Raw genomic sequence first — 21,374 nt, forward strand, 5'->3', positions numbered from 1 at the left:
GTTGTCATGACTGAGATCATATTGAATGGTGAAAACTATCAGCTAGGTCAGGAGAGAAGCCTGGCTGAGCTGATCACTACACTGAACTTGTCGGGGCAGACAATTGCCGTTGCTGTAAATCGCCAGATTATCGCGCGCGCTCAATGGATTGACTATCGCTTGCAGGCGCAAGACCGGGTCGATGTGGTACGCGCGATCGGTGGTGGATGAAGCGCCAGGGTGCGTCTTGCGTACCATCGTATTCACCCGCATTGGTGCGCATGGCGCACCTTACATAGAAGGATTTTTATGCAAACAGAAAATATTTCCGGCCTGACTATCGCGGGCAAAACCTATCGCTCGCGCTTGCTGGTTGGCAGCGGTAAATACAAGGATCTGGAGCAGACGCGTCTGGCTACCGAGGCCAGTGGTGCCGAGATTATTACGGTTGCCATTCGCCGGGTGAACATTGGACAGGATCCCAACGCGCCGAGTTTGCTGGATGCAGTACCGCCGAGCCGATACACCATTCTGCCGAATTCTGCGGGATGCTACAACGCTGAAGATGCGGTCTACACGCTGCAACTGGGACGTGAATTATTGGGCGGACATCAGCTCTGTAAATTGGAAGTGCTGGGTGATGAGAAGACCTTATTTCCGAATATGCCAGAAACCTTAAAGGCAGCGAAAACGTTGGTGAATGACGGTTTTGATGTCATGGTGTATTGCAGCGACGATCCGATTCAGGCGCGCATGCTGGAAGACATCGGTTGCGTCGCGATCATGCCGCTGGCCTCACTGATCGGTTCTGGCATGGGCATACTGAATCCCTGGAATCTGTCGCTGATTATCGAACAATCGACGGTGCCGGTACTGGTTGATGCCGGGGTCGGTACGGCGTCCGATGCGGCGATTGCAATGGAGCTTGGTTGCGACGGTGTGCTGATGAATACCGCCATCGCCGGTGCGCATGATCCGGTTCGCATGGCTAGAGCGATGGGTCTGGCAGTAGAGGCAGGGCGAGAAGCCTTTTTGGCTGGACGTATCGCTCGTAAATTCGCTGCCTCACCCTCATCCCCGATGGCAGGGCGGATCAACTGATGAGTCAGGTAGTGCAGCGTCCTTGTGTGCTGGTATTTGCCGGTCACGACCCTAGCGGTGGGGCAGGGATTCAGGCTGATATTGAGGCAATCGCCGGACAGGGCGCTCATCCTCTGGTGGTCATTACGGCGCTGACGGTGCAAGACAATGATCGCGTCTACGCAGTGCATCCGGTTGATGCCGGACTGATTGTCCGGCAGGCAGCAGCGCTGATGAGCAAGATGGCAATCGCCGCAATCAAAATCGGTATTGTCGGGAGCCGCGACAATGCGGAGGCGATTGCGCGTTGTGTGCAGCAGTCTCTGGTGATTAATCCGGTACTGCCCGTGGTGCTCGATACTGTGTTGGGAAGCGGTCACGGTGATGCGCTGGGGCGTGACGACGCGGTGCCCTCGCTGCATTCTTTATTAGCACTCGCGACGCTGATCACGCCGAACCTGCCCGAGGCGCAGCGGCTATCTCCGGAAAACGGGAGCCAGCGAAATCAGTTGGAAAGTCAAGCTCGTCAAGCTCATCAAGCTATTCATGGCCTGCAAGATCGCCATCGCTGGGCGCAGGCCTTGCTCCAGCATCGTTGTACGGATGTGTTGATAAAGGGCGGGCATGCGGATGGCGAGCCGGATGTGGATTATGTCCGCAATAGCTGGTTCACCCGGCATTCTTTGCATGAGTGGCAATGGCCGAAATTGGCTGGTGAATTTCACGGCAGCGGCTGCACGCTGGCGGCAGCGATTGCAGGGCAGCTTGCCTCTGGCAAGACGATGTCTGAAAGTTTGCAGCGCGCTCAGGAATTTACTCAGCGCAGCTTGGAGAATGCCTATGCCATCGCGACAGGGCAGCAGATACCGCAAAGGGTGGCGACGGACTTATTTCTTGGGTCGTGAGGGATAAGAGCTGTGAGAGTGCAGCGTACTTGCCGCTCTTCCCATCGCCGCTCAAATTAAAAATCTGGATTCAAAACGATTCAACACGGTTCACGACGGTTCAACATCGTTCAACACCAATTCTGAGAGAAAACATAATGCGTGCCTTGGCTGGTTTATATATTGTGACGCCCGATTGGGATGATACAGATCGGTTGCTCGATGTGACGGAACAAGCTTTATTTGGCGGCGCGAATATTGTGCAATACCGGCATAAAACCGCCGGTCCTGATTTACGTAGACAGCAAGCCTGTGCCTTGCTCGATCTGTGTCGCGTTCATGATAAGCCGTTGATTATTAATGATCATGTGGATTTATGCGTGGACTTGGACGCAGCCGGTGTTCACGTAGGCGGCACGGATGCATCGGTTGCCGAGATTCGCGCTGTAGTCGGTCTCGATAGGATAGTCGGTGCTTCTTGTTATGGCGATCTGACTCTGGCACAGTGCGCGCAGCAAGAGGGGGCGAGCTATGTTGCGTTTGGCGGATTTTATCCATCAAGGGTAAAGAAATATGCTGTCACTACACCGCACGACATCATTCATCACGCCAAAGTGCAGATCGATTTGCCCAATGTTGTGATCGGCGGCATGACTGTCGAGTATGCGCGTCCCTTGGTCAAGGCTGGAGCGGATATGGTGGCAGTCATTAGCAGTATTTATCTGGCGGATAATCCACGTCTTGCGGCGCAAGAGTTTGTCCGCTTGTTTTCAGAATAAAATAATATACTCAGTCAGAGTATATTTTTATGCACTAATAGAATGCAGCGGAAAAGCATAGGTTTTTTGAAATAATGGGGGGAGTATCGCTATTGTGCGGCTTCTTCGTCATCTGCTATTGACACTGTAACGACGACCTGGCGCTTTCCTTTGTCCTGAATCTGGTGTTCACCTTTAGCGGCATGGTCGTGATTTAGAAAAGGAATCAGACGCTGCACTCCCGTATAATCGGGGGATGCAAAATCTCCTCCATAATTTGAATCCAGAGCAGCTCGCCGCTGTCACCTTACCCTCTCAGTCCGCCTTGATTCTGGCCGGCGCCGGTTCCGGTAAAACCCGTGTCTTGACGACGCGTATTGCCTGGCTGATCCAGACTGGTCAAGTGTCGCCGCATGGCATTCTGGCTGTGACATTCACGAATAAAGCCGCGAAAGAAATGCTGACGCGCCTATCGTCCATGATGCCGATCAATACGCGCGGTTTGTGGAGCGGTACCTTTCATGGCCTGTGTAACCGTTTGCTGCGTGCGCATTATCGTGATGCAGGTTTGCCGCAGACGTTTCAGATTCTCGATTCTTCAGATCAGCTTTCGTTCATCAAGCGCTTGCTCAAAGCGAATAATGTCGATGACGAAAAATTTCCGCCGCGCACTTTGATGTACTTCATCAATAGCGCGAAGGATCAGGGGCTGCGTGCGCATGAGGTTGACGCCTATGATGATTTTAATCGTCGCATGGTTGAGCTGTATTCGCTATATGACGCGCAATGCCAGCGCGAGGGTGTTGTGGATTTTGCCGAATTGTTGTTGCGCACGTTTGAGTTGTTGAGCCGCAACCAGCCCTTGCGCGAACATTATCAGGCGCGCTTCCGCCATATTCTGGTTGATGAGTTTCAGGATACCAATGACCTGCAATATAAATGGTTGAAGCTGATGTCTGGTCAGGGCACAGTCAATGCCAGTGCTGTCTTCGCCGTGGGTGACGATGATCAGAGTATCTACGCGTTTCGCGGAGCGAATGTTGGCAATATGTCGGCGTTTGAGCAAGAATTTAAAGTGCAGAATCTGATTAAGCTTGAGCAGAATTATCGCTCGCATGGTCATATTCTGGATACGGCAAATACCCTGATCGCGAACAATAGCAAGCGTCTCGGTAAGAACCTCCGTACCGATGCCGGACATGGTGAGCCTGTGCGGATCTTTGAAGCGAGCAGCGATATTCAGGAAGCACAGTGGATCATTGAAGAGGCAAAAAACCTGATACGTGATGGTGCGATGCGTAGCGAAATCGCGATTCTGTATCGCTCGAATGCTCAGTCACGTGTGATCGAGCATGCCCTGTTCAGTGCAGGGTTGCCTTACCGTGTCTACGGTGGTCAGCGTTTTTTTGAGCGCGCCGAGATTAAGCATGCGATTGCCTATTTGCAGTTGATGGACAATCCGCATAATGATTCTGCTTTTTTGCGCGTCGTGAATTTCCCCGCCCGTGGTATCGGTGCCCGCTCACTGGAGCAATTGCAGGATGCCGCTAAACAGTATGGGATTTCGCTCTATGCCGCCGTGCCCTATGTCGCAGGTAAGGCCGGCACTTCGCTTGGTAATTTTGTGAAAATGATTGAGTCAGCGCGCTTTGAAACACAGCGCCTGCCTTTACCTGAAATGGTACAAATTGTGCTCGATCTGAGTACGCTCATCACGCACTATCAGAACGAAAAAGAAGGCGCAGACCGTATCGAAAATCTGGAGCAGTTGGTCAGTGCAGCGACCTTGTTTATTACGGAAGAAGGTTTTGGTCATGATGCGCCAGCGTTGCTTGGTCCGCAATCACAGGCGACAACGAATGTGATTACGCTGGCAAATGGCGTCGAGATTATCGATGCCGATGCCGCGATGGCAACGGTGATGTCACCGCTGTCGGCGTTCTTGTCCCACGCCTCTCTAGAGGCCGGTGACAATCAGGCTCAAGCCGGGCAGGATGCAATGCAATTGATGACGGTGCACTCTGCCAAAGGACTCGAATTCGATAATGTATTTATCACGGGTTTAGAAGAAGGTTTATTCCCGCATGAGAACAGCGCGAAGGAAGAAAGTGGTGTAGAGGAAGAGCGTCGTTTGATGTATGTAGCGATCACACGCGCGCGGAAACGCTTGTATGTGACCTTCTCGCAAACACGCATGCTGCATGGCCAGACGCGCTACAACTTGCGCTCACGCTTTTTTGATGAGATGCCGGAAGAGTCCCTGAAATGGTTGTCGCCAAAAATTCAGGCATCCTGGTTTGGCAACAAAAAATCGGCATGGGATGAGGATCCGACCGATCAGGCCAATCGTATTGCACAAAGTTTTCAAGGTACACAGTCGTCTTCGGGCAAGCCTGGCTGGCGCATAGGCGAGTCAGTGAAGCACGCGAAGTTTGGTGAGGGCGTGATTGTGAATATCGAAGGCAGCGGCACTAACAGCCGGGCGCATATTAACTTTGGCCGTGAGGGAATGAAGTTGCTGGATCTGAGTATTGCGAAGCTGGAAAAAATGTAAGGCAGAGGTTTTTGAAACGAGATTGACGCAAAAAACTAGCGCTGCGGTACTGGTACGAGTGAGACTCTCTTTTCTATGGCTTCCTATGACGGCATATCGCTATGTCGTGCGTGCGGCGTCCATACAGCGCCGTATTTTGGCTCAAATGAGTTGAAAAAAATTTAAAAAGTGAATCCGCAATGTAGCTGCGCCTTCTAGCCTGAAATGCCTCTGAAAGCCCCGTCCCTGTTGCGGATTTAATGCAGGGAACTTCTAAAAACCTCTAAATTGAAAAATCACATCGGTAGGACTGACGGACTGACGCAAAAACCAAGACCCCTCACCATAGAGGTATGGAGGCAAAGAGAAAAGGCAGGAGTGGCATGAGTATGTGGTTCCATGAAATGTCGATGAACGGGTTTTTGGAAGTTCCCTGCGAGAGAGAGCTGTCTGATGTTCTGTCAATTCTCAGCAGATCCGCAATGAACGCATTAACTTTTCTGAAACGAATTAGGCAAAGTCACTATGGATAGCACGCAGTTAATTAATTACGTCGGAGCTGTTATTTTTGGTCTGGCGGTATTGCATACGTTTTCAACCAAATATTTTTTACACCTGGCACATACGAGCCGGCACCACGCTGGTTTGTGGCATCTTCTCGGTGAAGTGGAGGTCGTGTTTGGATTCTGGGCGCTGGTGCTGGTGACCTGTATCGCGCTGATTGAAAAGCAGAAAGCTGCGATCACCTATCTTGAGAGTCAGAACTTTACTGAGCCCTTGTTCGTCTTCGTGATTCTGGTCATTGCGGGTACTAAACCGATTTTATATTCGGTACAAAGTCTGGTGCATCGGCTAGCTGCGTTGCTGCCCGTCAGCCCGGCTCTGAGTGCGTATTTCTTGTGTTTGTTTTTGATTCCTTTGCTCGGTTCCTTTATTACGGAGCCGGCGGCTATGACGCTGGCGGCCTTGATGTTGCGGGATCGGTTTTATAGCAAAGGTATTTCTCAGCACCTGAAATATGCAACCCTCGGGGTCTTGTTCGTGAATATTTCAATAGGTGGCGTGCTGACACCGTTTGCCGCACCTCCGGTATTGATGGTGGCCGAAAAATGGCAATGGGATGTTGCATTCATGTCGGGTGTATTTGGTTGGAAAGCAGCGATTGCCGTAGCTATCAACGCGTTGCTGGCGACCTTCCTGTTTCGCTCGCAAATTAAGTCCGTCGATGCGGTTGATGAGCGTGACGCCGCAATAACTGACAATACAACGGCAATACCGATGACGGTAGTCGGGATTCATTATGTGTTTCTGGCAGCGACCGTTGTGTTTGCGCATTACCCGGTCGTATTTATGGGATTGTTTTTGTTTTTTCTTGGCTTTGCCGATGCTTATCAGCGGTATCAGGACAAGCTGATGTTGCGTGAGGGTTTGCTGGTCGCCTTTTTTCTGGCGGGGCTAGTCGTATTGGGGGCAAACAGCAATGGTGGCTACAACCTATATTAGCCGGGATGAACTCGACGCTCTTATTCTTTGGCGCGATGGGGCTGACGGCGATTACGGACAATGCCGCATTGACCTACCTCGGCTCTTTGGTGGCGGGATTGTCTGATAGCGCCAAATATGCGCTGGTAGCAGGAGCGGTCACTGGTGGCGGATTAACGGTGATTGCGAATGCACCTAACCCGGCGGGCTTTGCAATTTTAAAAGATTCATTTGATGAGCAGGCAATCAGTCCATTGGGTTTGTTGCTGGCGGCTTTATTACCGACGACCATTGCTGCTACATGCTTCTTTTTGCTGTAGGCCTGTTTTTCAGGACACTAAAAAAACCGCCAAGTGGTAGTGAGCGGTTTTTATTGTTGATATGAACAGTTTTGTACCGGTCAGCATCACGGCTCTAGTCTGATTTTGTTTATATATAGTAAGCGGTAGTGGTCATGACCTTAGCCAAGCCTTTCATCGCAAATTGCACTGGCGTCGGTAGCTGGCTTGCACCAAGTGCATCTGCCGCTGCACCATGAGCAATTTCATCGACGCGCATTTGTTCGACGATGGCACGGGATTTTGCATCTTGTGGAGGTAGTTGCTGCAAATGACTAGCCAGATGAGCTTCAACCTGTTTCTCTGTTTCCACGACAAACCCCAGGCTGGCCGCGTCGCCACATTTGGCCGCGATGGCGCCACAAGCATAGGCACCGACATACCAGAGCGGGCTGAGCAGACTGATACGTGAATTCAGTTCGCGCAACCGGTCTGCGGTCCAGGCTAGATGATCTTCCTCTTCAACGCCGGAATGCAGAAATTGTTCTTGAATCGCCTTCGTTTGAGTAAATTGTCGTTGAGAATCATAAAGTGCCTGAGCGCATATTTCACCAACATGATTGACACGCATCAGACCAGCACTGTGCTGGCGCTCAGAATCGTCAAGTTCAGCATCTGCTTGCAAATTGCCAGGATTCAGTCGCGATGCATGGGCTTGCCCGCTGACCACGCGTAAGGCGCGGTCAAAATTGATGATTAAGTTGTTCAGATTTATCATAATCCGCTGCTTCCGTTCGTTGCTGGTTCAATTTCTATATTGTAATCCTCAATAAAGGATCTCGTTTGCATTGGCATGCCACGACTCGATACCACTAAAATAGTTGCAACAGTTGCATTGTGAAAAACCTTAATTGTTGTGGAGACGCCACATAAAATTTGCTTAAATACGATCGTTCGCAAATTCTCTTTGCCCTATTTCTGGTTATTTGTTTCAATTGACTACAACTTCTTAATCAACAGGTTTCGAAGTCTTGGCAAGACCGAATACCCTTTGCACTGCTAGTAAATGAACTGATACATATCAGTACTTCTTAAAAAATAATATTCCTGGAGACTTTCTCAATGAAAAAAACGCTTATCGCATTTGCTGTTCTTAGCGCATCTGCAGCTACTGCTTCTGCACAATCGTATGTAACAGTCTATGGCTCTATCGACGCAGGTATTAGAAACGTAACTAACGTTAATGCTGCTGGCGATAGTAAATTAGCCATGGGTGGCGCAACTCCTGGAGCTACTGGTAACGGTATTTCGAACTCGAATCGCTTGGGATTTAAAGGTCAAGAAGATTTGGGCGGCGGTATGAATGCGCATTTTGTTCTTGAATCAGGCTTTAATACAGGTACTGGCACGCTAGATTCAGCAGCGATGTTTAATCGGTCCGCTTTCGTTGGTGTGACAGGCGAGTTTGGTAACATAGATTTAGGTCGTCAATACTCTCTGGCATTTAAAACAATTGGTACTTATGAGCCATTTAATTTTAAATTCCCCTCCGTTACTTCACCTGTAGCTGGCGTAGCGCTATTTTATCCGGCTGCAGCAACCCGTTTTAACAATGACATTCAATACACAGCGATATTGAGCGGTGTCAAGGTGAGCGCTGAATATTCTTTGGGTGAACAAGCAGGTGATATGCGCAAAAATTCTGTTAAGTCCGTTGCAGCGACTTATGCAACGGGGCCTTTGAATTTTGGCGGTACTTACATGTCCGGTGACAACAACGGTTTTGGTAATAAATACTATACCGTCGGCGGCGCGTACAAGGAGGCTGGTGTTCGCGTTTCCTTCGGTTACGTTAAGGAAATACAAGAAACATTATCAAAAGTGGATTCGGAACAGAAGTCGTATTGGGGTGGGGTGAGCTATGCGATATCTCCTCAGGTTGAATTGACCGGTGCCTATTATGTAACTAAAGCGACAGTGGCGAAAATTGATAGTGATCGTAAAAACTTGGTATTGGCAGCTACTTATTCATTGTCAAAGAGAACAAATTTCTATGTGGAAGCTGATAATAGAAAACTGACAAATGCTTTGACTGCATTGCCGTTGACTTTAAGCAGTGGCAGTATCAACACTGGTACTCAAAACGGTTTGTCAATCGGGATAATGCACCTGTTCTAATTTGAAATTGCCTACGTGGCTTCGCTTGATATAAATTGAAAAAGAAGCTCTGTTGGCACGGAGCTTCTTTCTTGTTTTAAGCAGATATTTTGTATTTCAAATAGTTTCTTATCGCCAATTGATCGCATCAAATTAATGTTTAATAAGCAATTTTCCGTTGCTTATTAACGACATTCCACGTTTTACATCCCCTCCAAAGCCGATTTAGCTTGGCTGTCCGCGTTTAATTTTGGTCAAATACGTTAACTTCTTTTTAGCGGTCTTGTAAGTTTTTAAGAATTAGCTGTTTTTGTGCAATATGTTAGTTGTCTTACTTGCATGAATTTGGCTCAATGTAGTTCATGTCAACATGAAAACCTTTGGAGAAATATCAATGAAAAAATCACTCTTAGCTCTGGCAGCATTAGCAGCAATTTCAGGCGCAGCCCAAGCACAATCCAACGTAACTATTTACGGTGTATTGGATATGGCAATTCAAAACGAGAACAACGGTGCTGCAGCTGGCGCTAAAACAGCATTGGATAGTGGTATCCAGTCAGGTTCACGTTTGGGTTTTAAAGGCACTGAAGATTTGGGTGGCGGTTTGAAAGCAATTTTCAAGCTGGAAATGGGCGTTAATGCTGATAATGGCGCTTCCGCTCAAGGTGGACTGGCATTTGGTCGTCAGGCTTTTGTTGGTTTGACTGGTGATTTCGGTTCTGTGACTCTTGGTCGTCAAATGAAGCCATTGTTTGTTGCAGTTGATAACATTGACCCATTTAGTACTGGTATCACAAGCGGTGCAGCTGGTGTTGGCACAAGCGGTTACGGTCTGGCAGCATTTTATGTTCCTACTAACCCACGTGCTAATAACACAGCAGTTTACACAACAAACGATTTGAGCGGCTTTACTGGCTCTGCATCTTATACATTCGGTGAAGTTGCCGGTGATACTAGCAACTCTCGTCAAGTTAGCTTGGCCGGCGCATATGCAGCAGGTCCGTTGTATGTAACAGCCGTTTATAACAAAGAAAATAACATCTTGGGTGCTACTAGTACTCCTGCAGTTAGCGCTAAGACCGTTTTCTTGGCCGGTACATATGATTTTGGCGTAGCAAAAGCAGTAGCTGCTTACGGTAAAACAACTGTTGACGCATTGTCTTCTTCAACAGACGTTAAAGCATGGACTTTGGGTGCAACAGTGCCAGTTACTGCTGCTGATGCAATCATGGGTACATACACACGTATGACTAATGATGCGGCGACGGCTAACAAAGGCAGCCAATTTGCCTTGGGTTACACTCATTCTTTGTCTAAGCGTACAAACTTGTTCGCATCCATTTCCCGTACAGCTAATGATGCCAATTCCAATGCAGGTGGTTTAGCTGCTGGTAATGGTTTGACTGATCGCTTGGTTAACGCTGGTATCCGTCACCTGTTCTAAGGAATAAATAGCTTCAGGCTATTTATAACTACCAATAAAAAAGCACCTTCGGGTGCTTTTTTATTGTTGAATCAGGTTCAGATAGTGTCGATTTAGCGCTTGAAACAATCGATGTTCAGGTTAACAAGTCGTACTTGCCACCTTTTTGCAACGCGGCGACATAGGCGTTACGAGCATGTACTTTTGCTAGCCACGCCATTAAATTCGGACGACTATCATTCAGGCCGCCACGTGATGCGGCCGCTTCCAGCGGGAAACTCATTTGAATATCTGCCGCACTGAAGTCTTCGCCAACAAACCAGCCCGTTTTAATGATTTCTGCTTCTAAGTAGTCGAGATGTCGGGTGATCTGTGGCGAGATGAAAACTGCCTTCACTTTTTGAGCAATTCCGCGTGCAATCGGCTTTACAAAAAAAGGCATGGGACTTCTCTCGATTCTATCGAAGACCAATTTCATTAACAAAGGTGACATCGCCGAACCCTCGGCATAATGTAGCCAATAATTGTAGCGCAAATAATCCCTGGACTCGCGAACGGGCATCAACTTCCCATTTCCGTAACGGGTAACTAGATAGTCAACAATGGCACCGGATTCCGCAATTGTCAGGTCACCATCAGTAATGACGGGAGATTTGCCCAAAGGATGGACTTCCATTAAAGATGCGGGTGCTAGCATGGTGTTGGGATCGCGTTCATAAAACTTGATCTGGTATTCCAGTCCAAGTTCTTCGAGCAACCAGAGTACGCGCTGAGAGCGCGAATTATTAAGGTGATGAACGATGATCATGTAGGTTGGCAATAGTTGAGTGATAGTTAAGCGAAAGAAACGGAAAGTCCCGCCAGGGTAATTCCAGAGAAAGCAGTGAACCAGGTTTGTCCGGGAGAAACGGGATAAGCGTCTGTCCAGGTGCCGGTCGTAATGATTTCTCCGGCGCGTAAAGGCAAGAATTGCGGTTGAGTTTTCAATAATTGATGCAGATGCCAAATCGCGTGCAATGGGCTGTCAAGAACATTACTCCCAAAGCCTGCGCCTAATAGCGATCCGTCGCAGGACAGAGACACACTGGCGTTTGCCAGCATATCGCCGAGATGATGGCGGCTTGCGCTGGATAACATGCGTGGCTCACCAATTAGCAGAGTGCCATGCAGACCAAGTGCGGCAATCGCGTCAGCAGCTTCGAATTTCCAATCAGGATAGGGACTGACAACTATCTCTAGTCCGTGCGCCATCCATTCCAGGCAAGCCGCGAGTTCGTCTAAGCTGGCATCTATTGCCGGAGTTCGCCCTAGCTTGAATACCACTTCAGGTTCAACTCGCGGTTGCACTGCGCCAGCCAGACTTTGGTTCACGTGAGTATCGTCCAGATAGCGGACGGTCGTATCGAACAAGGTAGTCCAGATCGGAGCATGTATAGCCTCTTTTTCGCCGTACTTTGGCCAGAGAGTCCGGTTGGTAAATCCTAATTTTCTGCCAACGGGAATCTCTCCTTCCGCAATCCTGATATTGTCCAGACTTTGGGAAATGTCGTATGCATCAGCGATACTTAATTCAATGTGAGAGGAGATAGGTGCAAGGGTCTGTGCAGATGCACGCGCCTCGAGGAACTGATGTGCATAACGGTCGGCTTGGGAAGACATTAGCATGATCGTACCACTAGGTTTGAGGGGACACTTATTGTCGGTGAGCTATGTTGAATGTGCAAGCACGAAGATAAAAAACGCTTAAGAAATCAATGTGGCCATCAGATTTTGTCTGGTTGCATTTATATTGATCTTTCACAAAATTCGTTCGCAACATTGTATCCTCGGCTAGTATGGGCGTCGCACTCAGTCAGGGACTTTTGTATAAATCTGAACAAAAGATCTTCTGATCCTACGGTTCAACGCGTATCGCTTTTGCCATAAAACGATCCAGTTGGTTGGCGAACGCCTGTCTGTCCGCCTGACTGAAAGCGTTTGGGCCACCTGTTTCTACACCGCTGCTCCGGAGTTCATCCATGAATTGTCGCATGGTCAGATATTCACGAATATTGTCCTTGGTATAAAACGAGCCACGTGGATTGAGCGCATGACCTCCTTTGTCCAGCACATCGGATGCGAGAGGAATATCACCGGTAATCACCAGATCACCAGCCTCCATTAAGCGCACAATTTCCTGGTCCGCCACGTCAAAACCAGAAGGAACTTGTATCGCCTTGATAAAACGAGACGGCGGTACAGAGAGCAGGCGATTCGCGACCAGGGTTGTCGTGACACCTAAACGATCAGCTACCCTGAATAAAATATCCTTGATCGGATTAGGGCAGGCATCAGCATCTACCCAAATTTTCATTTGCACGCATTCATCTTAATTGTTTCCCCACAGATCGCCATTAGGATTGGTTCTTGGTGCGGTTACGCCAAAATGCTCGTAAGCAGACGGGGTTGCGATCCGCCCACGCGGTGTGCGTTGCAGGTAACCTTGCTGGATCAGATAAGGCTCCAGCACATCCTCAATCGTGTCACGTTCTTCGCCAATGGCTGCTGCCACGTTATCCAGGCCAACGGGACCGCCACCAAATTTGAACAAAATAGCTTCTAGTAATTTTCTGTCCATCAGATCGAAGCCGACGCTATCCACATCCAGCATTTTAAGTGCCGCATCCGCCATCGCTTTAGTAATGTCACCGTTCCCCTTCACCTCGGCGTAGTCCCTGACGCGACGCAGCAGGCGATTCGCAATCCGTGGTGTGCCACGTGCGCGTTTGGCAATTTCATGCGCGCCGTCAGCGTTGATCGGGGCATTCAGTAAAGAGGCCGAGCGGGTGACAATGCGAGTCAGTTCTTCTGGTGTGTAAAACTCAAGTCGTGCCACGATACCAAAGCGGTCGCGTAAAGGGTTCGTCAGCATGCCGGCACGGGTGGTTGCGCCGACTAAGGTAAAGGGCTGCAAATCCAGTTTGACCGAACGGGCAGCAGGCCCTTCGCCGATCATGATGTCGATCTGATAGTCTTCCAGTGCCGGATACAGTATTTCTTCGACGACCGGTGATAAGCGATGGATTTCGTCGATGAACAGTACATCATTGGCTTCCAGGTTGGTCAGAAGTGCAGCAAGGTCTCCCGCTCTTTCTAAGACCGGACCTGAGGTCTGCCGCAGATTCACGCCCATTTCGCGTGCGATGATGTGTGCAAGCGTAGTTTTGCCCAGACCCGGTGGGCCAAATAATAGCGTGTGATCGAGTGCTTCTTTGCGTTGTCTGGCAGCGGTGATGAAAATCTCTAATTGACCGCGAATTTTTTCCTGACCGACATACTCATCTAATTGTTTGGGGCGTAGCGCACGTTCTATTGCTTCTTCATTTGGCGATGCCGGTGTCGCTGCAATAATCCGTGCGTCACTTAAATTGCCACCGGGATTACTACTGAAATTGTCAGTTTGTATGCTCATGATCGATTAACTTTTCGACAGGGATTTCAGGGCTAATTTGATGCCATCAGAGACGCCCGTACCAGCTGGTAAGGCTTTTAAGGCCATCAGTGCTTCTTTGTCTGAGTAACCCAGAGCCAGCAAGGCATTCAGGATATCGGACTGATGATCCGGTACATGCGTACCCCCAGTAACAGCGCCGATATCGGCACCTAGCTTGCCTTTTAATTCCAGTAAGAGACGCTCAGCCGTCTTTTTGCCTATCCCCGGCACTCGTGTCAGCCTGCCTGCTTCTTGTAAGGTAATGGCCTGTGCCAGATCGCTGACGGACATGCCCGATAAAATAGACAGAGCTGTACGCGCGCCAACGCCGCTGATTTTAATTAACTGGCGAAAGGTGCTGCGTTCCTCTGCGCTGCCAAAGCCGAACAGGACATGAGCATCTTCACGTATTGCCAGATGTGTCAGTAAAACGACCTTGTCGCCTAGCGCCGGCAAGTTATAAAACGTACTCATCGGTACATCGACTTCATAGCCGACGCCCTGGCAATCAACCAATAACTGAGGCGGATTTTTTTCGAGCAGAGTCCCTGCGATACGACCTATCATATTGGCCCTTTTAGCTAGCTTTACTAAATTTACTAAAGACGAGAATGGAGTTGCACATTACTGTATAAATAAGCAGTAATGATACCTTATCCTATCAAGCGCCCGGCACGTACGCGCAAACCTTTTTTTGCTAAAGCCGGAGCGAGCTTGCCGAGCATCGCCAGTGTATCGCCGCTATGGGCGTGACAAATCGCCACACCCAGCGCATCGGCAGCATCTGTACTTGGCATGCCAGACAGGCTCAGCAGCCGCTGTACCATGTCCTGTACCTGTTCTTTTTTTGCTTTGCCGTGACCGACCACGCCTTGTTTGACTTGCAGCGCTGTGTATTCCGCCACGCTAAGGTCAGCACTCACTAAGGCGCAGATCGCCGCACCGCGTGCTTGCCCTAGCAGTAGCGTTGACTGGGGATTGACATTAACGAAGACTTTTTCCACTGCCGCACAATCGGGCTGGTAGGTTTGAATGATTTCAGAAACGCCGAGCAAAATGGTTTTGAGGCGTTCTGGCAAGGACTCATCCGCCGTCTTGATCGTACCGGAGGCGATGTAGGTTAACTTGTTGCCTTGTTTATCGATGACGCCAAAGCCGGTAGTGCGCAGGCCAGGGTCGATACCGAGAATTTTCATTGCGTCACCTCCAAAAATCGATCACATGAACACGTGGTGATGACGACGCACATGGGATGATTTTTGAAGTGATGCATGAATGCAGTATTAATGACGGAAATGACGTGTTCCAGTGTAAATCATAACGACACCCCGCTCATCCGCCGCATCAATGACTTCCTGATCACGCATAGAACCGCCCGGATGAATCACGCAGGTGGCACCTGCATCTACAACTACATCAAGGCCATCGCGGAACGGGAAAAACGCGTCGGATGCCACCGCTGAACCAGTCAGCGTCAAGCCCGCATTTTGTGCTTTGATCGATGCGATGCGGGCAGAATCAATGCGGCTCATCTGACCAGCGCCAACGCCGAGTGTCATGCCATTGCCACAGAAGACGATCGCATTCGATTTCACAAATTTGGCAACGCGCCATGCAAACATCATGTCTGCCATTTGTTGTGGTGTTGGTTGCAGTTTTGAGACTACCCGTAATTCTTCAGGGCCGACATTTTTAGAATCTGGTGCCTGTACCAGCAGGCCACCACCAACCCGTTTCAGATCATAAGTGTTGATGCCTTTACCGAGGGAAATTTCGAGCAAACGCACGTTTTGTTTTGCTGCAAAAATTTGTTTCGCTTCGGCGGTAAATGACGGTGCGATCAGTACTTCGACAAACTGTTTTGCAACGATCTCTGCTGCTTTGCCATCGAGTTCGCGGTTGAAAGCAATAATGCCGCCGAATGCGGAAGTCGGGTCTGATTGCAGGGCTTTGCTATACGCTTCAAATGGAGTCGCGCCTAATGCAACGCCGCATGGGTTTGCGTGTTTGACGATCACACAAGCAGATTCTGCGAAGGATTTGACGCATTCCCATGCGGCATCGGCATCAGCGATATTGTTGTATGACAGTTCTTTGCCTTGCAATTGTGTGTAATTCGCCAGCGAGCCATCCAGGCTGACCAAATCTCGGTAGAAAGCAGCGGACTGATGCGGGTTTTCGCCGTAACGCATTTCCTGTACTTTTTCAAAATGCAGGTTCAGCGTTTGTGGATAACTGCTGCGAGTCGCATGCGCTTTATCTTCGCCGAGGCTAGTCAGATAATTCGTGATTGCGCCATCGTATTGTGCGGTATGCGCAAATACTTTTTTCGCCAAAGTGAATTTAGTGTCATAGCTGACGACGTTTTGATTTGCGGTCATTTCTTCCAGCACGACCTGATAGTCGCTAGGGTCAACGATCACTACAACATCTTTATGATTCTTGGCAGACGAGCGCAGCATCGTCGGGCCGCCGATATCGATATTCTCAATCGCATCTTCCAGAGAGCATTCGCCTTTGGCAACGGTTTGCTGGAACGGGTACAGATTCACGACGACCATATCGATGGTCGGAATACCATGCTTCTCTAATGCCGCCACATGCTCAGGAAAATCACGGCGCGCCAGAATGCCGCCATGGACTTTCGGATGCAAAGTCTTTACACGACCATCCAACATTTCAGGAAAACCGGTGTAGTCAGCAACCTCGGTCACTGGCAAGCCGTTGTCAGCCAGTAGTTTTGCTGTGCCACCCGTGGACAATAACTTGACGCCCATGCCAGACAGCGCACGTGCGAACTCAAGAATGCCGGTCTTGTCGGAAACGGAGATGAGAGCTTGTTTGATCATGATAAGGAGCTTAGGAGCTTGTGAAGTGAAAGAATTCGGTATCGAAATAACAGATCAGGTATTGCAGGTCAGACTGGTCGGATGCGGCGCAAGTACTAACCGCGCCCGTATATCTAAGCGTTACAGCACGTTATAACAAACCGTGTTGCTGTAATTTTTTACGCAACGTATTGCGGTTGATGCCCAGCATATCTGCTGCTTGCGACTGATTGCTTTCCGCTCGTGTCATGACCATTTCTAACATGGGTTTTTCTACTGCCAATACGACCATGTCGTAAATATTGGAGGCAGGTTGTTCACCCAGATCACGGAAATATTTTTCCAGATTTTTGTGAACGGCTTCTTGAATGCTATCTTTGCTCATGCTTTTAATTTTCTATCAGTGCTTGTTTGACTTATTCTTGTTGAATACGTTTTTTCTTAAATTTTTACGGTTTCTCTTTCGCTTTTGACGAAGATGCAAACAGAAAAAATTAACTACGCTGCCAACTTTTCTTCGGAGGGGCGGTATTGTAACCGCTCACTGGTCTGACGATCAAAAAACATTTTTACTGCGTTTAACTGGTCTTCGCATGAGGTCAATAAATTCATCTCTTGACGAAAATCTTCTCCACCAACTAGATCCTGCACGTACCAACCGATATGCTTGCGTGCCGTTCTTACTCCCATGAATTCACCGTAGAAAGCGTAGTGACCACGCAAATGTTCATCCATCAAACGGCTGACCTCGGATACCAATGGTGGTGGCAAATAAGTCCCTGTTTTAAGGAAATGCTCTATTTCGCGAAAGATCCAGGGGCGACCTTGCGCAGCGCGCCCGATCATGATCGCATCAGCACCGGTGACTTGCAAAACGTATTTGGCTTTTTCAGGTGTCGTAATATCGCCATTCGCGACAACCGGGATATTCACTGCCGCTTTGACGGCGGCAATCGTCTTGTACTCCGCATCTCCCTTGTAGCCATCGGCGCGCGTGCGTCCGTGCAAGGTCAGCATCGCTATCCCTGCCGATTCGGCGATACGGGCAATATTTAAAGCATTTTTGTTGGCACGATCCCAGCCTGTACGGAACTTCAACGTAACTGGTACGTCCACTGCTTTGACCACCGCGTCAAGAATCTCTGCGACGAGTTTTTCGTGTTGCAACAGGGCAGAGCCGCACCAGGCATTACACACTTTTTTTACCGGGCAGCCCATATTAATATCGATGATCTGCGCACCGCGGTCCACATTATGCCTGGCGCAATCTGCGAGCATCTTTGGATCTGCACCCGCGATCTGGACGGCTTTTGGCTCCATTTCGCCTTCGTGATTGGTGCGTCGTGAAGACTTCTCGGTATCCCACAACTTTGGATTCGATGCCGCCATTTCCGATACGGCATAACCAGCTCCCAACTCTTTGCATAATTGACGAAATGGTCTGTCCGTCACACCTGCCATCGGCGCGACAAAAAGATTATTCCGCAATTGGTGAGGACCGATTTGCATAGTGTGAACTGAAAGTGATGGATGGGTTAGACAGGGCTGTCACCATTGGAAGCGACAAGGATGTGTATTCTACCTGAATTGTGCCTAAATAATTAGCAATTTAACGGCCTGTCGAACAGAATAATTTTATCTATTTATACGCATTCACCAATAGCTTCTTTTTCGACTTGTCATTCAAATTCGGCGGCTTGTGTTGCCGGGAAACCAATCTCGATCCGAGTTTGTGTATATTGTCGTTGCTTCTCTCTGATCCTGCATATAGAGTCTGTTCGCAGACGATGTCTGCCCCCTGGACCACTAGAGCGTATCTCTCCACTGATCAGTTTTTCCGCGCCAGATTCCACCCCATGGCACCCCTGACTGGTCAAGGGAAAAATGCGTTTTAAACTTGAAGGAGTAATCGTGAGCAATCGTTTGCAAAGTAGTCAGCAACATGAAAAGGAAGAGGGCCTGCATAGAATTACCATCGTTGGTGGTGGCGCCGGTGGCTTAGAGCTCGCTGTCAGACTAGGGAAAAAGCTCGGCAAGAAAAACAAAGCCCTGATCACGCTGGTCGATGCCAGCCGCACGCATTTGTGGAAGCCTCTGCTGCATCAGGTCGCTGCCGGAACGCTGGATAGTCACGCGGATGAACGCGAATATTTCGCTCTGGCACGCTCGAATCATTTTGAATTCCGGCTGGGGCGCATGGATGCTTTGTCCCGCGATAAAAAAGAAATTTATCTGACGGCAACCCATGACGAAGACGGCAGCGAATTATTACCGCGTCAGGCGATTGCCTATGACACGCTGGTGATTGCACTCGGCAGCCAGACGAATGATTTTGGCACGCCAGGAGCGCGTGAGAATTGCATCATGCTTGATTCGCTTGCGGCCGCCGAGCGCTTCCATCAAAAACTGATCAACTGCTGTCTGCGTGCCCAGACCCAAGCACAAGCTGTTGGTGAGGGGCGCTTCACTGTAGCGATTATCGGTGGTGGCGCAACAGGTGTTGAGCTAGCGGCTGAGTTACATATGACTACCAAAATTCTGTCTAGTTATGGCCTGGTGAATTTCCATCCTGAAAAAGATCTCAAGATTGTGATCGTTGATGCGGCACCACGTCTGCTGCAAATGTTACCCGAACGCTTATCCGCCGCCGTCGCGAAAGAATTGCGCAGTATTGCTGTCGAAATTCATACGAATGAAAAAGTCGTCGAAGTCAGCAAAGAAGGCGTCAGCATGTCCAGTGGTAAGTTCATTCCTAGTGGCATCGTTGTGTGGGCCGCTGGAATCAAAGCGCCAGAATTCTTAAAAGATCTCGATGGATTAGAAAGTAACCGTATCAACCAGCTGGTAGTGAACCGGCACTTACAAACCACCCGTGACGCCTCGATTTTCGCCCTCGGCGATTGTTGCGCCTGCCCACAAGGAGACGGGCTCCCGGCAGTGCCACCGCGTGCACAATCGGCTCATCAGCAAGCCAGCATGCTGGCAGATTCTCTGGCGCGGATGCTGCAGGGTAAATCACTGAAAGAGTTCACCTATAAAGATCATGGCTCGCTGGTGTCACTCGGCAATTACAGCACGGTAGGCAGTCTGATGGGGGCGCTTGCCAGTGGCTCAGTATTCATTGAAGGCACCATCGCCAAATGGATGTACTGGTCGCTACACAAGCATCACCAAGTGGCAGTGAATGGCTTGTTCCATACATGGTTATCGACCTGGGCAGAGACCATCGACCGCGTCCGCAATCCGCGGATTAAATTACATTAGTCTGGCAGTAGTGAGGATCTGATTTTAGAAATCAAAATAGAGTCCGCAGTATTTATGCGCCTTCTGGAATGAAAATGCTTGGTAAGGCGCATAAATACTGTGGATTCATTTTTTGACTGTTTCAAAAATTTTTTAAGATTCGGTTCGCTTAATCGCATCAAATCCCCTTTCCATCAAAGAATCTGCTTCACTTATCGCAAACCACATGCTCAAACAGGAGACTCCTTTTACACTCCGCCACGTTATCAATCATATTCGGAGCATGATCATGCGGCATTGGAAAATAGTGGTGGCGGCGTTGGCGGTAGCACTTGCGGTGAATGTCTCTTTTGCCGGAGCGGTTAAAGCCGGTGCCCCCGCTGGCTGGCAGTTATGGGGGCCGGAGGGTGATCAATACGAGATTGGTATTGATACTGCCGAGGGCAGCGCGGATCATCCCGTTCTGCTCATCGCCAGCAAAACGCAACCCACTGACGAGGCGCTGGCAATTACTCAGGATATCGATGCAACGGAATGGCAAGGTAAGCTCATCGAATTCAAAATGATGGTGCGTGCCGTCGGTGCAGAGAAAAATAAAATCTGGATACGGCATATGGGAATGTCCCGTTATTTACAGGTGACAGACAAGACCATCCCTGATGGCAAAGGCTGGCAAGAGATGACTTTAACGAGTTATTTTCCTGGCAAAGTCGAATCACATTACGATAATCATTTTGAAATCGGCATAGGCTTAGGGTCTCCCGGAAAAATCTGGATCAAAGATATCAAACTGTCGGCAAAGCCAGTACCACCGCCAGACCCGAAAAAAACATTAGATATGCCATCCTTCCGGTCAGGGATTCCCGCCTACGGTCCACGGAATCTGAGTTTTACAGAATAAGCGGTCGCTGGTGAGTAGATATGTGTGCTGACTTACTCATCTGTTCGCTTATCTGCTCGTCGCTGTATCGGGTTGCAATCCGATTACAAGTCAATGACGACCCACTCACGATCGCTTTATTCCTGCGGTCGTTTTTATTTGGACTGGCCGCACCGGACAATTCATGCCGTGAATTAATATCCCACCCTTGAACGACGGAACTTTCTGTCTTCGGCCCTTTCCAAGCAAGGTCGTCTTTATCAGAAAATCCCCTCTACAAAGAGGCGACAGGTGCCAGCGAAAAAACCAATATCACTCTCTTCATTCAATTGAATACTCACGAAGAACGCCAACTTTATTTGCTGAACCTGGTTAAA

General features: G+C 49.2%; 19 protein-coding genes and 1 pseudogene. 10 read left to right on the forward strand and 10 right to left on the reverse strand.

All coding sequences use genetic code 11. The features are described 5' to 3' along the window. Positions 1 to 6 precede the first annotated feature (6 nt). The 6 genes and pseudogenes from thiS (at position 7) to ACO0LE_RS11535 (ending at position 7,036) form a co-directional block, all read left to right on the forward strand. The gene (gene thiS / locus ACO0LE_RS11510; RefSeq protein ID WP_422960497.1) at positions 7 to 210 is read left to right on the forward strand and encodes a sulfur carrier protein ThiS; all 204 of its coding nucleotides are present in this window, start codon (positions 7 to 9) and stop codon (positions 208 to 210) included. Positions 211 to 288: 78 nt separating this feature from the next. Next, positions 289 to 1,080 carry a thiazole synthase gene (locus ACO0LE_RS11515; protein WP_422960498.1) on the forward strand — a complete coding sequence of 264 codons (792 nt, stop codon included), beginning with the start codon at positions 289 to 291 and terminating at the stop codon, positions 1,078 to 1,080. Next, positions 1,080 to 1,964, forward strand: coding sequence for a bifunctional hydroxymethylpyrimidine kinase/phosphomethylpyrimidine kinase (thiD, locus tag ACO0LE_RS11520; RefSeq protein WP_422960499.1), 885 nt, complete (start codon positions 1,080 to 1,082; stop codon positions 1,962 to 1,964). The genes ACO0LE_RS11515 and thiD overlap by 1 nt, the downstream gene beginning before the upstream one ends. Before the next feature lie 137 nt (positions 1,965 to 2,101). After that, positions 2,102 to 2,722 (forward strand): thiamine phosphate synthase, encoded by a 621-nt coding sequence (gene thiE, locus ACO0LE_RS11525; RefSeq protein WP_422960500.1) that lies wholly within the window; start codon positions 2,102 to 2,104, stop codon positions 2,720 to 2,722. A 235-nt stretch (positions 2,723 to 2,957) separates the two neighbouring features. Continuing rightward, on the forward strand, positions 2,958 to 5,255 hold the full coding sequence (locus ACO0LE_RS11530; RefSeq protein WP_422960501.1) for a UvrD-helicase domain-containing protein: 2,298 nt from the start codon (positions 2,958 to 2,960) through the stop codon (positions 5,253 to 5,255). A gap of 504 nt (positions 5,256 to 5,759) precedes the next feature. Beyond that, positions 5,760 to 7,036 (forward strand): annotated as a pseudogene (locus ACO0LE_RS11535) (putative Na+/H+ antiporter). Between the two features lie 109 nt (positions 7,037 to 7,145). Here the strand turns inward: ACO0LE_RS11535 and coq7 are convergent. After that, entirely contained in the window at positions 7,146 to 7,772 is a 627-nt protein-coding gene (gene coq7, locus ACO0LE_RS11540) for a 2-polyprenyl-3-methyl-6-methoxy-1,4-benzoquinone monooxygenase (RefSeq protein ID WP_422960502.1), read from the reverse strand. Between the two features lie 344 nt (positions 7,773 to 8,116). Between coq7 and ACO0LE_RS11545 the strand changes: the two genes are divergently transcribed. Continuing rightward, positions 8,117 to 9,172, forward strand: a complete 1,056-nt coding sequence (locus ACO0LE_RS11545; RefSeq protein ID WP_422960503.1) for a porin — start codon at positions 8,117 to 8,119, stop codon at positions 9,170 to 9,172. 349 nt (positions 9,173 to 9,521) lie between these two features. After that, positions 9,522 to 10,595 (forward strand): porin, encoded by a 1,074-nt coding sequence (locus tag ACO0LE_RS11550; protein WP_422960504.1) that lies wholly within the window; start codon positions 9,522 to 9,524, stop codon positions 10,593 to 10,595. A gap of 115 nt (positions 10,596 to 10,710) precedes the next feature. Here the strand turns inward: ACO0LE_RS11550 and ACO0LE_RS11555 are convergent, their stop codons facing one another. The 9 genes from ACO0LE_RS11555 to dusB all read right to left on the reverse strand — a co-directional run bounded on the left by ACO0LE_RS11555 (position 10,711) and on the right by dusB (position 18,383). Beyond that, the gene (locus tag ACO0LE_RS11555; RefSeq protein WP_422960505.1) at positions 10,711 to 11,382 is read right to left on the reverse strand and encodes a glutathione S-transferase; all 672 of its coding nucleotides are present in this window, start codon (positions 11,380 to 11,382) and stop codon (positions 10,711 to 10,713) included. A 26-nt stretch (positions 11,383 to 11,408) separates the two neighbouring features. Then, entirely contained in the window at positions 11,409 to 12,239 is an 831-nt protein-coding gene (locus ACO0LE_RS11560) for a 2-keto-4-pentenoate hydratase (RefSeq protein ID WP_422960506.1), read from the reverse strand. Positions 12,240 to 12,468: 229 nt separating this feature from the next. Further along, positions 12,469 to 12,927, reverse strand: a complete 459-nt coding sequence (locus tag ACO0LE_RS11565; RefSeq protein WP_422960507.1) for a YaiI/YqxD family protein — start codon at positions 12,925 to 12,927, stop codon at positions 12,469 to 12,471. 15 nt (positions 12,928 to 12,942) lie between these two features. Beyond that, positions 12,943 to 14,025 carry a Holliday junction branch migration DNA helicase RuvB gene (gene ruvB, locus ACO0LE_RS11570; protein ID WP_422960508.1) on the reverse strand — a complete coding sequence of 361 codons (1,083 nt, stop codon included), beginning with the start codon at positions 14,023 to 14,025 and terminating at the stop codon, positions 12,943 to 12,945. Positions 14,026 to 14,031: 6 nt separating this feature from the next. Continuing rightward, a complete protein-coding gene (gene ruvA / locus ACO0LE_RS11575) occupies positions 14,032 to 14,613 on the reverse strand; it encodes a Holliday junction branch migration protein RuvA (protein ID WP_422960509.1) in 582 nt (193 codons plus the stop codon). A gap of 86 nt (positions 14,614 to 14,699) precedes the next feature. After that, complete coding sequence (ruvC, locus tag ACO0LE_RS11580) at positions 14,700 to 15,242, reverse strand: crossover junction endodeoxyribonuclease RuvC (RefSeq protein ID WP_422960510.1); 543 nt, start codon at positions 15,240 to 15,242, stop codon at positions 14,700 to 14,702. 87 nt (positions 15,243 to 15,329) lie between these two features. Continuing rightward, positions 15,330 to 16,895 carry a bifunctional phosphoribosylaminoimidazolecarboxamide formyltransferase/IMP cyclohydrolase gene (purH, locus tag ACO0LE_RS11585; RefSeq protein WP_422960511.1) on the reverse strand — a complete coding sequence of 522 codons (1,566 nt, stop codon included), beginning with the start codon at positions 16,893 to 16,895 and terminating at the stop codon, positions 15,330 to 15,332. Between the two features lie 130 nt (positions 16,896 to 17,025). Then, on the reverse strand, positions 17,026 to 17,259 hold the full coding sequence (locus ACO0LE_RS11590) for a helix-turn-helix domain-containing protein (protein ID WP_322120168.1): 234 nt from the start codon (positions 17,257 to 17,259) through the stop codon (positions 17,026 to 17,028). 113 nt (positions 17,260 to 17,372) lie between these two features. Then, a complete protein-coding gene (gene dusB / locus ACO0LE_RS11595) occupies positions 17,373 to 18,383 on the reverse strand; it encodes a tRNA dihydrouridine synthase DusB (RefSeq protein WP_422960512.1) in 1,011 nt (336 codons plus the stop codon). Between the two features lie 402 nt (positions 18,384 to 18,785). Here dusB and ACO0LE_RS11600 point away from each other — a divergent pair, with 402 nt between their 5' ends. Together ACO0LE_RS11600 and ACO0LE_RS11605 are read left to right on the forward strand one after the other, a co-directional pair. Next, positions 18,786 to 20,138 carry an NAD(P)/FAD-dependent oxidoreductase gene (locus ACO0LE_RS11600; protein WP_422960513.1) on the forward strand — a complete coding sequence of 451 codons (1,353 nt, stop codon included), beginning with the start codon at positions 18,786 to 18,788 and terminating at the stop codon, positions 20,136 to 20,138. A 268-nt stretch (positions 20,139 to 20,406) separates the two neighbouring features. Next, complete coding sequence (locus ACO0LE_RS11605; RefSeq protein ID WP_422960514.1) at positions 20,407 to 21,018, forward strand: hypothetical protein; 612 nt, start codon at positions 20,407 to 20,409, stop codon at positions 21,016 to 21,018. Positions 21,019 to 21,374 lie beyond the last annotated feature (356 nt).

It is taken from the genome of Undibacterium sp. Xuan67W, from assembly GCF_049340165.1.
Lineage (GTDB): Bacteria > Pseudomonadota > Gammaproteobacteria > Burkholderiales > Burkholderiaceae_D > Undibacterium.

What these genes read in the sequence shown, in the direction of transcription:
- thiS (WP_422960497.1), top strand. Translation starts at nt 7, where the DNA reads ATGACTGAGATCATATTGAATGGTGAAAACTATCAGCTAGGTCAGGAG.
- ACO0LE_RS11515 (WP_422960498.1), top strand. Translation starts at nt 289, where the DNA reads ATGCAAACAGAAAATATTTCCGGCCTGACTATCGCGGGCAAAACCTAT.
- thiD (WP_422960499.1), top strand. Translation starts at nt 1,080, where the DNA reads ATGAGTCAGGTAGTGCAGCGTCCTTGTGTGCTGGTATTTGCCGGTCAC.
- thiE (WP_422960500.1), top strand. Translation starts at nt 2,102, where the DNA reads ATGCGTGCCTTGGCTGGTTTATATATTGTGACGCCCGATTGGGATGAT.
- ACO0LE_RS11530 (WP_422960501.1), top strand. Translation starts at nt 2,958, where the DNA reads ATGCAAAATCTCCTCCATAATTTGAATCCAGAGCAGCTCGCCGCTGTC.
- coq7 (WP_422960502.1), bottom strand. Translation starts at nt 7,772, where the DNA reads ATGATAAATCTGAACAACTTAATCATCAATTTTGACCGCGCCTTACGC.
- ACO0LE_RS11545 (WP_422960503.1), top strand. Translation starts at nt 8,117, where the DNA reads ATGAAAAAAACGCTTATCGCATTTGCTGTTCTTAGCGCATCTGCAGCT.
- ACO0LE_RS11550 (WP_422960504.1), top strand. Translation starts at nt 9,522, where the DNA reads ATGAAAACCTTTGGAGAAATATCAATGAAAAAATCACTCTTAGCTCTG.
- ACO0LE_RS11555 (WP_422960505.1), bottom strand. Translation starts at nt 11,382, where the DNA reads ATGATCATCGTTCATCACCTTAATAATTCGCGCTCTCAGCGCGTACTC.
- ACO0LE_RS11560 (WP_422960506.1), bottom strand. Translation starts at nt 12,239, where the DNA reads ATGCTAATGTCTTCCCAAGCCGACCGTTATGCACATCAGTTCCTCGAG.
- ACO0LE_RS11565 (WP_422960507.1), bottom strand. Translation starts at nt 12,927, where the DNA reads ATGAAAATTTGGGTAGATGCTGATGCCTGCCCTAATCCGATCAAGGAT.
- ruvB (WP_422960508.1), bottom strand. Translation starts at nt 14,025, where the DNA reads ATGAGCATACAAACTGACAATTTCAGTAGTAATCCCGGTGGCAATTTA.
- ruvA (WP_422960509.1), bottom strand. Translation starts at nt 14,613, where the DNA reads ATGATAGGTCGTATCGCAGGGACTCTGCTCGAAAAAAATCCGCCTCAG.
- ruvC (WP_422960510.1), bottom strand. Translation starts at nt 15,242, where the DNA reads ATGAAAATTCTCGGTATCGACCCTGGCCTGCGCACTACCGGCTTTGGC.
- purH (WP_422960511.1), bottom strand. Translation starts at nt 16,895, where the DNA reads ATGATCAAACAAGCTCTCATCTCCGTTTCCGACAAGACCGGCATTCTT.
- ACO0LE_RS11590 (WP_322120168.1), bottom strand. Translation starts at nt 17,259, where the DNA reads ATGAGCAAAGATAGCATTCAAGAAGCCGTTCACAAAAATCTGGAAAAA.
- dusB (WP_422960512.1), bottom strand. Translation starts at nt 18,383, where the DNA reads ATGCAAATCGGTCCTCACCAATTGCGGAATAATCTTTTTGTCGCGCCG.
- ACO0LE_RS11605 (WP_422960514.1), top strand. Translation starts at nt 20,407, where the DNA reads ATGCGGCATTGGAAAATAGTGGTGGCGGCGTTGGCGGTAGCACTTGCG.